Genomic DNA, 14,518 nt, shown 5'->3' with positions numbered 1-14,518 from the left:
GAGTTTATGGAGAAAATCAAGGTACTAGTTGTCGATGACTCCGCCTTTATGAGAAAGGTCATTGCGGACTTTTTGTCGGAACATTCACAAATAGAGGTCGTTGGTGTGGCGAGAAATGGTCAAGATGCGCTTCAAAAAATTCAATCATTAAAACCAGATGTTGTGACTTTAGATGTTGAAATGCCAATCATGAATGGACTTGAGGCGTTACAGCAAATCATGAAACATCACCCGCTTCCTGTTGTCATGCTGTCAAGTACGACAAAAGAAGGAGCTGAAAGCACGATTGCTGCTATGCACTACGGTGCTGTTGATTTTGTTACAAAGCCGTCTGGCCATATCTCTCTCGATCTTTATAAAGTAAAAGAGCAAATAATTGAAAAAGTGATCCTCGCCAGCCGTGCTAATTTGCACGGAATGAAAAATCAAGAGATTATTCCAATAATCGCTAGTTTCCAACAAAGTTCGTATAGTAAAATGGATATAAAGACATCATCGCAAAATCATAGGAAAAAAATCATCTGTATCGGTACATCGACAGGGGGACCGCGAGCCTTACAGCAGGTGCTGACACAACTTCCAGCTCATATTGAGGCACCGATTGTCATTGTTCAGCATATGCCAAAAGGATTTACAAAATCGCTTGCTCAGCGGCTTAACTCGCTTTGCGCCATCTCTGTCAAAGAAGCGGAGCATCAGGAAGTGCTCAAGCAAGGAGTGGCCTATATTGCTCCAGGTGGCGCGCATTTTTCAGTCGTGTCATCAGGCAAAGGACTTGTCGCTCATATTGATGATTCTCCACCGAGAAATGGGCACCGTCCTTCGGTTGATGTGTTATTTGAATCCGTTAGCATGTTAAGTGAGTATGAAAAAATTGCTGTGATCATGACAGGAATGGGGTCTGACGGAACGGCAGGATTAAAGCAATTGAAAGCCGTTGGACATACAAAAGCGATTGCTGAATCAGAGGATACAGCAGTGGTGTTTGGGATGCCTAAATCTGCTATTTCCACCCGTTTAGTCGACGATGTTGTTCCGTTAGAAGAAATTGCCGAAACCATTATGAAATATGTAGGCAGGCAAGGGGTGTAGAGCCATGGATATGAGTCAATATTTAGAGATTTTTATCGATGAAAGCAAAGAGCATTTGCAAACGATTAATGAACAGCTATTAGAGCTGGAAAAAAATCCGGAAGATCTTTCAATTGTCAATGAAATTTTCCGTTCTGCCCATACTCTTAAGGGAATGTCGGCAACAATGGGGTTTGAAGATTTAGCGAATTTAACCCACCAAATGGAAAATGTGCTTGATGGAATTCGCAACCATAAGATTGTCGTGACAGCGGATTTGCTTGATGTTGTTTTTTCAGCTGTTGATGATTTAGAGGCAATGGTGAATTCCATTGCGGAAGGAGGGGATGGAAAGCGGGATGTCCATGAAGTTGTACAGCAGCTCAAACAAATTGAAAAAGGGGAAGTGCCATCCTTTGCTTCTGAAACAAAACAGGAAGCTGTGAATACCGCTCCAGCTCTCGTTCAAACCTATGGAGAATTTGAATACAACATTCTTCAGCAATCGAAAGAACAAGGATTTTATGCATATGAAATTCGCGTCAAGTTGCGCGCGGATTGTTTGCTAAAGGCGGCGCGCGTGTTCATGGTATTTGAAGTGCTCAATCAAGCGGGAGAAGTTATCAAATCGAATCCTCCTGTCGAGCAGCTAGAGGAAGAGCAGTTTGACCAAGAATTTATCGTTACGGTTGTTACGAAGGAACCGACAGAGCAAATCTATGAGCGGATTATGAAAGTGTCTGAGATAGAAGAAGTAGTTGTTCATGCGATTGATGTCGATCAATTCAAGTCGGCTCAGGAGGCGGTTCCTAAAGAGACAGAAGTGGTAGCCGCACAGGAATCAGAAGAGGTGGCTGTGACTGTTGAAAAAACGGAGCAAAAAGAAAAGGAAACAGCGTATAAGCAGGCGGCGGCCAATAAAACGATCCGAGTCAACATTGAGCGCTTGGATATTCTCATGAATTTATTCGAAGAGCTAGTCATTGACAGAGGGAGATTGGAGCAAATTTCTCGTGAACTGAACCACCCAGAGCTCCACGAAACAGTAGAAAGAATGTCGCGCATTTCAAGCGATTTACAAAATATTATTTTGAATATGCGCATGGTTCCGGTCGAAACGGTCTTCAATCGTTTCCCGCGCATGGTTCGGCAATTGGCGCGCGATTTAGGTAAAAAAATCAACTTGGAGATTATCGGAGCGGAAACAGAATTAGACCGCACCGTTATTGATGAAATTGGCGATCCGCTTGTCCATTTGCTGCGCAATGCGATTGATCATGGCATCGAAATGCCAGAGGTGCGCCGTGCCAAAGGCAAGCCGGAGGAAGGCACCGTGAAGCTGAAAGCGTATCATAGCGGAAATCATGTGTTTATTGAAATTGAGGATGATGGAGCTGGCATCAATCGCGAAAAAGTATTGCAAAAGGCGATCAATAAGGGAGTTATTTCTAAGCAAAATGTCGCCAATTTAACAGATAAACAAATATGTGAGCTTATCTTTGCATCTGGCTTTTCCACGGCGGATAAAATTTCCGATATTTCAGGACGCGGCGTCGGTCTTGATGTTGTTAAAAACACAATCGAATCGCTTGGCGGATCTGTAACCATTGATTCCGAAGAAGGCAGCGGCTCGATTTTCTCCATTCAACTGCCTTTAACATTATCGATTATTTCTGTCATGCTGGTAGAAATTCAGCATGAAAAATATGCGATTCCGCTTTCTTCGATTATTGAAACAGCGATTATTAAAAAAGAAGATGTTTTGCATGCGCATCATCAAAAGGTGATTGATTTCCGCGGAAAAGTTGTCCCGCTCTTATTCTTAAAAGATGTGTTTGAAGTGCCTGCTGTGAAAGAAGAAGAGGATTTTCTTTCCGTCGTTATTGTGCGCAAAGGAGAAAAAATGGCAGGTCTTGTGGTGGATTCATTTATCGGTCAGCAAGAGGTCGTTTTAAAGTCGCTTGGCAATTATTTAACATCCGTGTTTGCCATTTCAGGCGCTACCATCTTGGGAGATGGACAGGTTGCATTAATTATTGATTGCAATGCATTGATCAAATAGATCTGTTATAGAGATGCCGCATGGTCCTAAGGAGGAATGGAGAAAATGGTGGAAGTTCGGGAAACGGAATTAAAAGTGATTGTTTTTCAATTGAAGGATGAAGAATACGCAATTCCTGTACAGCAGGTTCGTTCGATTGAAAAAGTTCAGCATATTACTCGCGTTCCAAGAACTCCTAAGTTTGTAAAAGGAGTGATTAATTTACGTGGGGTTGTGACTCCGATTATTGATTTGCGAGAGCGGTTTGGTATTGAATCACAATCGTTTAATGAGCAGACCCGAGTGATTATCGTTGCGCTTGGCGAAATTGAGGTCGGTCTGATCGTGGATGCTGCAAACGATGTGTTGGATATACCAGTCAAGAGCATCGAGCCCCCTCCAGAAGTAATTGAAGCCATAGAAGCTGATTATATTAACGGAGTGGCGAAGGTTGGCAAGAGATTATTAATTTTATTAAACTTAGAAAAAGTACTGGATGCCGAAAAATCAGTTTTAGCGTAAATAGATAGAGGGGACGTTTAACCATGTCAAATGTCAATCGCTTGAATGCGGATCATATGGATATTTTGCGAGAAATAGGCAATATTGGCGCTGGAAATGCAGCTACGGCACTCTCCAAGCTGTTAAATAAAAAAATTGAAATGAAGGTGCCGAATGTTCAGGTTGTCTCATTTGATGAAATGATGGACTTAGTCGGGGGAGCGGAACAGGTTGTAGCTGCTGTTTTTCTAAGAATTGAAGGCGAAGCGCCGGGAAATATGTTTTTTGTTTTATCGTTGCCGCAAGCGGAACAATTTATAAAGCAAATGACGGGTGATCACCAATTTTCGTTTGCCTCGCCACAGTCCGATCTTGGCCTATCTGCTTTGCAAGAATTAGGAAATATATTAGCAGGGTCGTATCTTTCTGCTTTAGCTGATTTCACCCATTTAAAGCTGTATCCGTCAGTGCCGGCACTGACCATTGATATGATCGGAGCGATTTTGCAATACGGGCTGCTGGAGCTGTCACGGGTTGGCGATTATGCAATCGTGATTGATACAGCCGTTCATGAAGAACACCAGCCGCAAGATAGCGTGAATGGCCATTTCTTTCTTCTTCCTGATCCTGATTCATTTACCCCTATTTTTCGTTCACTAGGTGTCGAACTGTCATGAATGAAATTGTGAACGTCATAAAAGTAGGGATTGCTGATATGAATGTCGTTCAGGTGCCTTATCTTATTCGTACATCTGGATTAGGGTCTTGCGTTGGTGTTGTCGTTTTTGATTTGATGAAAGGAGTTGCTGGATTGGCGCATGTGATGCTGCCTAGTTCATCGCTGGCAAGGTCGGAAAGCCTAAATGTAGCCAAATACGCAGATACGGCAATAGAAGCGCTTATATCGCTTGTTGTAAAAGCGGGCGGCAGAAAAAGCGCCCTTAAAGCGAAAATGGCTGGCGGAGCACAAATGTTTCAGTTTCATTCAGCCAATACGGACATGATGAGGATTGGACCAAGAAATGTTGAAGCGGTCAAGCAGCAGCTGCAACGCTTCCATATTCCGATCGTGGCCGAAGATGTGGGAGGAAACAGCGGAAGAACGATTGAATTTAATCCGCAAACAGGTCTTTTATTTATTCGCACAGTTAACCAAGGAGTAAAAGAAATATAGATGGTTCGTGCATTGACGGGTCGGGTATTATTCGGAACAGCTGGATTTATGTTGGTGTTTTTCTTATCGTTTCCTGCCCATACAATAGCTACGACGCTTTTACGCAGCGCGGTCTCTTTTATCGCCTTCTTTGTGAGCGGCTATGTGTTTCAATGGATGTTTGCCTATATTAGTAGAGAATCGGTCCAAGCAAAGAAAAAGCCTTCACATTCGCTGGATGCCAACGAGCTGCAACCATTAACGGAAGGACTTACAAAAGAAGAAGCACAGCAGGTTGCCGCTTACATTCGGCATATGCTCCATGACGAAAAAGACGGTTAATGAACATATGCCATCAAGCAGTTTCAGGATGAACGGGGAGGAGTATCATGACAAACGCCTCAGCGCGCAAGGAGCAAAATTATTGGGACAATTGGATTGATAAGCGTGATCCACAAGCGGGAGATGAGCTTGTACAAAGATACATGCCGCTTGTGTATTATCAAGTACAACGAATTGCTGTATCATTGCCCAAAACTGTAAACAAACAAGATTTAATCAGCTTTGGATTAATGGGGCTTTACGACGCGCTTGAAAGATTTGATCCTTCTCGCGACTTAAAATTTGATACGTATGCTTCGTTTCGAATTCGCGGCGCCATTTTAGACGGATTGCGGAAGGAAGACTGGCTCCCTCGCAGCACAAGAGAAAAGGCGAAAAAAATTGAAGCCGCCATTGCGAAAATGGAGCAGCGGCATATGCGGACAGTGACTGCCAAAGAAGTCGCAGATGAACTAGGCATGACTGAAGAAGAAGTATGTTCAGTCATGAATGAGGGGTTTTTTGCTAATATTTTATCTCTTGATGATTGGTCGAAGGAAAACGAAGAAGAAGAAAACAGCCCGCTAACGCTGCGTGATGAAAAAACGTCGTCGCCCGAAGAGGCGGTTCTAAGACAAGAAATGTATGAGCAGCTTGCTGCTGTTATTAAGCAGCTAAACGAAAAAGAACAGCTTGTGATCAGCTTGTTTTATAAAGAGGAGTTAACCTTGACCGAAATTGGGCAAATTATGGGATTATCGACATCGCGGATTTCACAAATACATTCAAAAGCGATTTTTAAACTGCGAAAAATATTAACACAAGTGTTATAATGAACTCATCAGCCAGTTGAGCGCCGTTGGTGAAAGCTGTTTTCATCATCTAAAACATGCAGATGGGTTTTCGGGCAATTTAGCGTGCTTGAACCAATATAGATAAGGTCAAACCGACAAGCTGTCTGTTTGTCGGCGGTGACAAAAATAAGGAATGAAAGCAGTTTGCCATAAGGATGTGTGGAGGGAATACAGGACGATTTGGTTAGATCATAGCAGAGACGAGCCTTTCGATAGCGGTTTCCTCTTTATATGATCGCTCTTTCTTTCGTCTGAGTTTCCCCAGACTGACAAACGTCTTCAAAAACAGACAAGGTTCATTGCTAATGATGCCAGAAAATCGGTCTGTGCAAAGGAAGTGAAAGCATGAGTTTGAAATTAGTAGAATTGCAAGTAGCACTTCCGAGAATGAACGAAATCGGAAAGATCCAAGAACAGCTTCAGCAGCAATCTGGGCTTGCTCAAGCGCAATTAGCAGCAGCTATGCAGAAGCGGCAAGAACGCGCGAAACGGCAGGTGACAAGCAAACAGACCACCCAAAGCGCCCGTTGGGAAAAGGAAAAGCATGGGATACAGCATAAACAAGTTCATCCATATAAAGGAAAAAATATCGATTTAATGGGGTAGAAGAATTCAATGATCGCATTTTTATTGACTGTAAGCTTTGCCTTGCATGCTCTCTCTCTTTTTATCATCATTTTATTGTATTTGCAGCTGTCAAAGGTAAAAGAGGTTGAAAAAAAGCAATCACAGCTTATTCAAGAGATGGAAGAGACGATTTCAGCTTATTTGTTGGAATGGAAAGAGGAAAATGAACGCTTTTTGCAAGCGTTGTCGCAAAGGATGAGAAGCCGCGACAGTGTGCAAACGAAGCCATCGCCTGCTCCTAAACAGCATTCTGCTCCAGTAAAGGATGATGAGTGGCTGCCGCCGATGGAGCAGGTTGACACTATCAAAGACAGAATAGAAATCAGCGAAACGAACCAGCAGCAAAAGGAAGTTCCATCCCCTCCTTCCTCTATTGCAGAACAGGCAGAACAGCTGCAAAAAGAAGGAAAAACGATTGAAGAAATCGCAAAATTGTTAAATAAAGGAAAAACAGAAATTGAACTGCTGCTCAAATTTCGGCAAATGTAGCGAAATACAGCTTGATTGTCGTTTTTAATTGTGATATATTTTTACATGGTGTGAATACACACGCTTATGGATTTAAGCAATGGTGCTGATGTCTCAGTCTTGCTTAAGGATGAAATAGGCGGAGGAAAGAAACCATTTACAGGAGGAAAAGATCAATGTCAGTGATTTCAATGAAACAATTGCTTGAAGCAGGTGTTCATTTTGGACATCAAACGCGCCGTTGGAACCCTAAAATGAAAAAATATATCTTCACTGAGCGCAACGGCATTTATATTATCGATTTGCAAAAAACAGTAAAAAAAGTTGAGGAAGCTTACAACTTTGTTAGAGAATTAGCAGCAAATGGCGGAAAAGTTCTTTTTGTAGGTACAAAGAAGCAAGCACAGGACTCTGTTAAAGAAGAAGCAGAACGTTCTGGTATGTTCTATGTAAATCAGCGCTGGTTAGGCGGTACATTAACGAACTTTGAAACCATTCAAAAACGGATTAAACGCTTGAAAGAGATTGAAAAAATGGCAGAAGACGGAACATTTGATGTATTGCCTAAAAAAGAAGTGATTGGCTTGAAAAAAGAGCTAGAGCGTTTAGAGAAATTTTTAGGCGGTATTAAAGAAATGAAGCAGCTTCCAGATGCGTTATTTGTTATCGATCCTCGCAAAGAGCGCATCGCGGTTGCAGAAGCGCGCAAATTAAATATCCCGATCGTTGGTATTGTTGATACAAACTGCGATCCAGATGAAATTGACTATGTCATTCCGGCAAACGACGATGCGATCCGTGCCGTAAAACTTCTCACAGCAAAAATTGCAGACGCTATTTTAGAAGCAAAACAAGGCGAAGAAGCTGTTGTAGCCGCTGAATAAACAGGCTTCAAAAAAGTTTGGAAAGGTGATAAGAGGGGAAGTGCCTTTTATCACCTTTTTTTGAGACAGAAATTCTCCCTTGTTTGGCTATACTAAAAAGGGCGGGAGCAAACAAAATTTGCGCTGCGAATTTTGTTTACATATATGCGTATACACTAGAAGGAGGACATGATTCTTATGGCAATTACAGCTCAAATGGTAAAAGAGTTACGTGAAAAAACGGGCGCAGGCATGATGGATTGTAAAAAAGCGCTCACAGAAACAAACGGAGATATGGAGAAAGCAATTGACTGGCTTCGCGAAAAAGGAATTGCGAAAGCAGCTAAAAAAGCGGACCGAATTGCTGCGGAAGGAACAACACTTATTGAAGTGCAAGGCAATACAGCTGTTATTTTGGAAGTAAACTCTGAAACTGACTTCGTAGCGAAAAACGAAGGGTTCAAAGTGCTTGTAAAAGAGCTTGCTGCTCATCTATTAACGCACAAGCCAGCAACAGTAGAAGCAGCGCTTCAGCAAACAATGGATAACGGTACAACTGTAGAAGAGCATATTAATGCCGCTATTGCCAAAATCGGTGAAAAACTAACGCTTCGTCGCTTTGAAATTGTTGAAAAAGGAGACAATGCAGCGTTTGGAGCTTACCTTCACATGGGTGGACGCATCGGCGTATTGACGGTGCTAGAAGGAACAACAGATGAGACGATTGCAAAAGATGTAGCTATGCATATTGCAGCGCTTAATCCAAAATATGTATCTCGCGATCAAGTGTCTCAGGAAGAAATTAACCGTGAGCGCGAAGTATTAAAGCAACAAGCTCTTAACGAAGGAAAACCAGAAAATATTGTAGAAAAAATGGTAGAGGGCCGTTTAAATAAATTTTATGAAGACATTTGCTTGCTAGAGCAATCGTTTGTAAAAAATCCAGATATGAAAGTTCGTCAATTTGTTGAAACAAATGGTGCGACAGTAAAAAGCTTCGTTCGTTATGAAGTAGGCGAAGGAATCGAAAAACGCCAGGATAACTTCGCTGAAGAAGTAATGAACCAAGTTAGAAAGTAATGAGCGAAGCGGAATAGGGAACACAACAGGTGTTCCCTATTTTTAAAGATTAGCTTACACGGAGGAGTAACATGAGCAATCCAAAGTATAAACGTGTTGTGCTGAAGTTAAGCGGCGAAGCTTTAGCGGGGGATCAAGGATTTGGAATCAATCCCGCGATTATTAAATCCATTGCCAAGCAAGTGAAAGAAATCGCAGAGCTAGGTGTGGAAGTGGCTGTTGTAGTTGGGGGAGGAAATATTTGGCGCGGAAAAATTGGCAGCGAAATGGGGATGGATCGGGCTACTGCTGATTATATGGGCATGCTTGCAACCGTCATGAATTCGCTGGCGCTTCAGGATAGCCTTGAGCATCTCGGGGTGGAAACGCGCGTACAGACATCCATCGAAATGCGTCAAGTCGCGGAACCATACATAAGAAGAAGAGCGATTCGCCACCTTGAGAAAAAACGTGTCGTCATTTTTGCTGCTGGCACCGGCAATCCTTATTTTTCCACTGATACAACGGCTGCGCTTCGTGCCGCAGAAATTGAAGCAGACGTTATTTTAATGGCGAAAAATAATGTAGACGGCGTTTACAACGCTGATCCCAAAATCGATCAAAATGCAGTGAAATATGACCAGCTTTCATATCTTGATGTCATTAAACAAGGACTAGGCGTCATGGATTCAACAGCTTCCTCTTTATGTATGGATAACGATATTCCGTTAATTGTATTTTCGATTATGGAGGAAGGCAATATAAAACGCGTTGTTCTTGGCGAAAATATAGGAACAATTGTAAGGGGGAAATAAACATGGCAAAGCAAGTATTAACAACAACAAAAGAAAAAATGGATAAAGCCGTCCAGGCTTTTAGCCGCGAATTAGCCGGAATTCGCGCAGGAAGAGCGAATCCAGGGCTGCTTGAAAAAATTACAGTCGATTACTACGGGGTATCGACGCCGATCAATCAATTGGCGGGCATCACGGTCCCAGAAGCGCGTTTGCTTGTTATTCAACCATACGACAAATCGATCTTAAAAGATATTGAAAAATCTATTTTGGCTTCTGATTTAGGATTAACTCCATCCAATGACGGCTCGGTCATCCGCATTACGATTCCGCCGTTAACAGAAGAGCGCCGCCGCGAGCTTGTCAAGGTTGTCAAGAAATATTCAGAAGATGCGAAAGTAGCCGTTCGTAATATTCGCCGCGATGCAAACGATGACTTGAAAAAGCTAGAGAAAAACGGCGACATTACGGAAGACGAATTGCGTGGCTATACAGACGATATTCAAAAAATAACCGACGAGCATATCGCTAAAATCGAAGCTCTGACAAAGGAAAAAGAAAAAGAAGTAATGGAAGTATAATCTTCTTGCTGGCTGATGCAAAAAACCCTCTATGTGCAAAGAGGGTTTTTTTGCTATAATGAAAAAGCGAAATGAGGTACATGTTTGACGAATGTTTTGTTTCTTGATTACACTAGCCTCATAGTATGGTGAAAATATCGAAAAAGCGGAGGACTAGGATGTTTAATAAGATTTGGAAACATAAAGAGCAATCGAATTTTTCGATTGAGTATACAAAAGAAAATATTTTGCAGCAGCCGGTTCCTGAGCATGTTGCTATCATTATGGATGGCAATGGCCGCTGGGCGAAAAAACGGGCATTACCGCGGGCGGCGGGACATTATGAAGGGATGCAGGTTGTTCGCAAAATTACTCGCTTTGCCAATGAACTGGGAATTAAAGTATTAACACTTTATGCGTTCTCCACTGAAAACTGGAAGCGACCCAAAAGCGAGGTTGACTATTTAATGAAGCTTCCCGAGCAGTTTCTAACCACCTTTTTGCCAGAATTAATTGAAGAGAACGTAACCGTTCGTGTTATCGGGGACTGCAATCAGCTTCCGGAGCATACGCAGACCGCTGTTAAAAAAGCGGTGGAAGACACGAAGCATAATACAGGTCTTATTTTAAATTTTGCATTAAATTACGGCAGCCGCGCTGAAATTACGCACGCGGTAAAAGAAATCGCAAAGCAGGTGCAGCAAGGGCATTTATCTGCGGAGCAAATCGATGAAGAAGTAGTGGCTTCTTATTTAATGACTAGAAATTTAAAAGATCCTGATTTGCTGATTCGTACAAGCGGAGAAATTCGGTTAAGCAACTTTATGCTTTGGCAGCTTGCTTATACCGAGTTTTGGTTTACTGATGTACTTTGGCCAGATTTTACAGAACAGCATTTATTAGAAGCGATTGCGGAATTTCAAAAGCGTGGTCGCCGGTTTGGAGGAATTTAAACAAGATGAAGCAGAGAGTGATTACAGGAGTTATAGCCGCCGCTCTTTTTTTGCCAATCGTTATTTTTGGCGGAATTCCGTTTATAATAGTAACATATGTATTAGCAACGATTGGGCTGTTTGAGCTTTTGCGCATGAAGCGTGTGCAGCTTTTTTCACCTGAGTCTGTTGTGAGCTTTCTTTTATTATGGGGACTGCTTTTGCGCCGCTCATGGCTTGACAATGTTCATCTCGAAAAAATGGAGCTGTTGCTGCTTGCGGTTCTTTTCGTGCTCATCTACACAGTCACGACAAAAAATCGCTTCACGTTTGATGATGCAGCTTTTTCGCTGCTTGCTACATTATACGTCGGCTTTGGTTTTTATTATTTTATGGAGACTCGCTTAGCCGGATTGCATTATATGTTTTATGCCTTATTCATCATTTGGGCAACGGATACCGGCGCCTATTTTACTGGCCGGGCGTTTGGAAAACGGAAGCTTTGGCCGGAAATCAGCCCGAATAAAACGATAGAAGGCTCCATTGGCGGCACGATTTGTGCGCTTGTTGTGGCCATCGTCTACCAGCTGTGCACTCATTTTTTTGCAAGTATCCCATGGCTGCTTGTGATGACGGTGGTTCTGTCGATTGTTGGACAACTGGGCGATTTAGTAGAGTCAGCATTTAAGCGGCATTATAACGTGAAAGATTCCGGTAATATTTTGCCGGGACATGGCGGTATTTTAGACCGATTTGATAGTTTATTGTTTATGTTGCCAATTTTGCATTTGTTTATGAGTATGGTGTTGTAAAAGGTTAGGAGTGAAGATGTTGAAGTATATTAGCTTATTAGGAGCAAGCGGATCCATCGGTATGCAAACGCTTGATGTGATTCGTTCCCATCCGGATCAGTTTTGCCTTGTGGCGATGTCCATAGGGAAAAATCACGAAGCAGCCCGGGCCATTATTGAAGAGTTTCATCCTGAGCTTGTGGCGGTTGCCGACTCTGCTGTCTACGATGCCCTTTATCGTGAATTTCATGGATCTGTTAAAATTATTTTTGGAGACGACGGACTCGTTGAGGCAGCAACCTACTCGAAGGCTACGATCGTTGTCAATGCATTGATGGGAAGCATCGGGCTGATTCCGACATTAAAAGCAATCGAAGCGCGTAAAACCATTGCTTTGGCGAATAAAGAGACATTGGTCACGGCGGGGCACATTGTTACCGAAGCCGCGCAAAACTACAATGTTGCGTTGCTTCCAGTTGACAGCGAGCATTCTGCGATTTTTCAATGCTTGCAAGGAGAAAAGCACAAAAATGTCGAAAAACTTATTTTAACAGCTTCAGGAGGCAGCTTCCGGGACCGTACGCGCGAACAGCTCCACCATGTGACAGTGGAGGATGCGCTGCGCCATCCAAATTGGTCAATGGGGGCCAAAATTACGATTGATTCGGCAACGATGATGAATAAAGGACTTGAAGTGATTGAAGCCCATTGGTTATTCGGATTGCCATATGAACAAATTGATGTTTTGTTACATAGGGAAAGCATCGTCCATTCCCTCGTCCAATTCCATGATAGCAGCGTCATCGCGCAGCTTGGCACACCGGATATGCGCGTACCGATTCAATATGCGCTTACGTATCCAGATCGCTTCAGGCTGCCAGATGCTAGGAAGCTAAATTTGGCGGACATCGGAACACTGCATTTTCAACAGATCGATTTCGAGCGCTATCGTTGTTTACAATTTGCTTACGAGGCAGGACGAGCAGGAGGCTCCTTGCCGACCGTATTAAACGCTGCTAACGAAGAAGCAGTTGCTGCTTTTTTGAGCGGGCGTATCCGCTTTTTAATGATAGAAGATATGGTGGAAAAGGCGCTTGAGAAACATGAGGTGATTAAGAATCCGTCACTTGATGAGATCCGCGAGGTAGACCGCGAAACGCGGCGCTATATCCAGTCACTATTAACTTAAAGGGTGGTTGAAAATTTGAATACATTACAAACAGTGGTTGCATTTGTTGTCATCTTTGGTGCGCTTGTTTTTTTCCATGAGCTTGGACATTTGATTTTTGCGAAGCGTGCAGGAATCTTGTGCCGTGAATTTGCCATTGGATTTGGTCCTAAAGTATTTTCGTTTAAACGAAAGGAAACCGTATACACCATTCGTTTACTTCCGCTTGGAGGATTCGTGCGCATGGCCGGGGAAGATCCGGAAATGGTAGAGGTCAAGCCGGGACAGCTTGTCGGTCTTGAATTCAATCATGAAGGACATGTGCAGAAAATTATTGTCAACCATAAAGATGAATATCCAAACGCTAAAATCATTGAGGTCGAGCAAGCGGATCTGGAACGTGAGATGTATATTGCCGGCTATGAGGATGAGGCCGGGGAACGGCTCGTTCGTTTTCCCGTAGCTGAACCAGCCTTTTTTGTTATGGACCACCAAGAAATTCAAATTGCCCCATATCATCGCCAATTTGCTTCCAAAACACTAGGACAGCGAGCCTTAGCGATTGTGGCGGGACCGTTGGCGAACTTTGTATTGGCGTTTATTGTGTTTGTACTGATCGGTCTTTTGCAAGGATACCCCATTGATAAACCGATTATGGGGGAATTGACAAAAGATGGGGCAGCCCGTCAAGCAGGGCTGAAGCAAGGAGATGTCGTGCTTTCGATCGATGACACGCCTGTGACAACTTGGACGCAAGTAGTGGAAACGATTCGCGCTCATCCGCAGGAGAAGCTTGTATTTAAAATTAAACGCGGCGATCAAGTGTTTGATGTGCCTGTCACACCGAAGGCACAGACGGTCGAAGGACAGACCATTGGGTTGATAGGTGTTTACAGTCCAATGGAAAAATCGATGATCGGCTCTTTCAAGCAAGGAGCATTAGAAACCTATTATTGGACAAAGCAAATTGTGGTTGGTTTAGGACACCTTATAACAGGAGAATTTTCTCTTGATATGCTATCTGGACCGGTTGGCATTGCTGTATCGACCAATAAAGTGGCACAATCAGGGATTTATTACTTGATGAAATGGGGCGCCATTTTAAGTATTAACCTTGGGATTGTTAATTTATTGCCGCTTCCGGCCCTTGATGGCGGCCGACTTCTATTTTTTGCAATTGAAGGATTGCGCGGCAAACCGATTGATCGGCAAAAAGAAGGAATGGTACACTTTATCGGTTTTGCGCTTTTAATGCTTTTAATGCTAGTTGTCACATGGAATGATATTCAAAAATTTTTCCTGTAATATCAAATGA

The 14,518-nt window shown here is 42.9% G+C and carries 17 protein-coding genes; all 17 read left to right on the top strand.

The genetic code is table 11. The annotated features are described in order from the left end of the window. Positions 1 to 6 precede the first annotated feature (6 nt). Complete coding sequence (locus tag GFC28_RS05885) at positions 7 to 1,092, top strand: protein-glutamate methylesterase/protein-glutamine glutaminase (protein WP_044746123.1); 1,086 nt, start codon at positions 7 to 9, stop codon at positions 1,090 to 1,092. Positions 1,093 to 1,096: 4 nt separating this feature from the next. Continuing rightward, positions 1,097 to 3,133: a chemotaxis protein CheA gene (locus GFC28_RS05880; RefSeq protein ID WP_044746122.1), complete on the top strand. Its 2,037-nt coding sequence runs from the start codon at positions 1,097 to 1,099 to the stop codon at positions 3,131 to 3,133. Between the two features lie 45 nt (positions 3,134 to 3,178). After that, positions 3,179 to 3,634 carry a chemotaxis protein CheW gene (locus tag GFC28_RS05875; RefSeq protein WP_044746121.1) on the top strand — a complete coding sequence of 152 codons (456 nt, stop codon included), beginning with the start codon at positions 3,179 to 3,181 and terminating at the stop codon, positions 3,632 to 3,634. A 23-nt stretch (positions 3,635 to 3,657) separates the two neighbouring features. Beyond that, complete coding sequence (locus GFC28_RS05870) at positions 3,658 to 4,290, top strand: chemotaxis protein CheC (protein WP_044746120.1); 633 nt, start codon at positions 3,658 to 3,660, stop codon at positions 4,288 to 4,290. Beyond that, on the top strand, positions 4,287 to 4,787 hold the full coding sequence (locus tag GFC28_RS05865; RefSeq protein WP_044746119.1) for a chemotaxis protein CheD: 501 nt from the start codon (positions 4,287 to 4,289) through the stop codon (positions 4,785 to 4,787). The genes GFC28_RS05870 and GFC28_RS05865 overlap by 4 nt, the downstream gene beginning before the upstream one ends. Then, positions 4,788 to 5,108 carry a hypothetical protein gene (locus GFC28_RS05860; RefSeq protein ID WP_044746118.1) on the top strand — a complete coding sequence of 107 codons (321 nt, stop codon included), beginning with the start codon at positions 4,788 to 4,790 and terminating at the stop codon, positions 5,106 to 5,108. Between the two features lie 47 nt (positions 5,109 to 5,155). Beyond that, positions 5,156 to 5,920, top strand: coding sequence for a FliA/WhiG family RNA polymerase sigma factor (locus GFC28_RS05855; protein ID WP_044746117.1), 765 nt, complete (start codon positions 5,156 to 5,158; stop codon positions 5,918 to 5,920). Between the two features lie 366 nt (positions 5,921 to 6,286). Next, positions 6,287 to 6,547, top strand: a complete 261-nt coding sequence (locus GFC28_RS05850; RefSeq protein WP_044746116.1) for a hypothetical protein — start codon at positions 6,287 to 6,289, stop codon at positions 6,545 to 6,547. A 9-nt stretch (positions 6,548 to 6,556) separates the two neighbouring features. After that, entirely contained in the window at positions 6,557 to 7,057 is a 501-nt protein-coding gene (locus tag GFC28_RS05845; protein ID WP_044746115.1) for a hypothetical protein, read from the top strand. Positions 7,058 to 7,212: 155 nt separating this feature from the next. Continuing rightward, a complete protein-coding gene (gene rpsB / locus GFC28_RS05840) occupies positions 7,213 to 7,920 on the top strand; it encodes a 30S ribosomal protein S2 (RefSeq protein WP_044746114.1) in 708 nt (235 codons plus the stop codon). A 177-nt stretch (positions 7,921 to 8,097) separates the two neighbouring features. Beyond that, positions 8,098 to 8,979 carry a translation elongation factor Ts gene (gene tsf, locus GFC28_RS05835; protein WP_044746113.1) on the top strand — a complete coding sequence of 294 codons (882 nt, stop codon included), beginning with the start codon at positions 8,098 to 8,100 and terminating at the stop codon, positions 8,977 to 8,979. Between the two features lie 71 nt (positions 8,980 to 9,050). Then, positions 9,051 to 9,773 (top strand): UMP kinase, encoded by a 723-nt coding sequence (pyrH, locus tag GFC28_RS05830; RefSeq protein ID WP_044746112.1) that lies wholly within the window; start codon positions 9,051 to 9,053, stop codon positions 9,771 to 9,773. 2 nt (positions 9,774 to 9,775) lie between these two features. After that, positions 9,776 to 10,333 carry a ribosome recycling factor gene (gene frr / locus GFC28_RS05825; RefSeq protein WP_044746111.1) on the top strand — a complete coding sequence of 186 codons (558 nt, stop codon included), beginning with the start codon at positions 9,776 to 9,778 and terminating at the stop codon, positions 10,331 to 10,333. A 158-nt stretch (positions 10,334 to 10,491) separates the two neighbouring features. Next, the gene (locus GFC28_RS05820) at positions 10,492 to 11,265 is read left to right on the top strand and encodes an undecaprenyl pyrophosphate synthase (protein ID WP_044746110.1); all 774 of its coding nucleotides are present in this window, start codon (positions 10,492 to 10,494) and stop codon (positions 11,263 to 11,265) included. 5 nt (positions 11,266 to 11,270) lie between these two features. Then, positions 11,271 to 12,056, top strand: a complete 786-nt coding sequence (locus GFC28_RS05815; protein ID WP_044746109.1) for a phosphatidate cytidylyltransferase — start codon at positions 11,271 to 11,273, stop codon at positions 12,054 to 12,056. Positions 12,057 to 12,075: 19 nt separating this feature from the next. Continuing rightward, complete coding sequence (gene dxr, locus GFC28_RS05810; protein ID WP_044746201.1) at positions 12,076 to 13,224, top strand: 1-deoxy-D-xylulose-5-phosphate reductoisomerase; 1,149 nt, start codon at positions 12,076 to 12,078, stop codon at positions 13,222 to 13,224. Positions 13,225 to 13,239: 15 nt separating this feature from the next. Next, positions 13,240 to 14,508 (top strand): RIP metalloprotease RseP, encoded by a 1,269-nt coding sequence (rseP, locus tag GFC28_RS05805; RefSeq protein WP_044746108.1) that lies wholly within the window; start codon positions 13,240 to 13,242, stop codon positions 14,506 to 14,508. Positions 14,509 to 14,518 lie beyond the last annotated feature (10 nt).

Source organism: Anoxybacillus sp. B2M1 (assembly GCF_001634265.1).
GTDB lineage: Bacteria > Bacillota > Bacilli > Bacillales > Anoxybacillaceae > Anoxybacteroides > Anoxybacteroides rupiense.
This window is presented reverse-complemented; position numbering and strand designations above follow the sequence as displayed.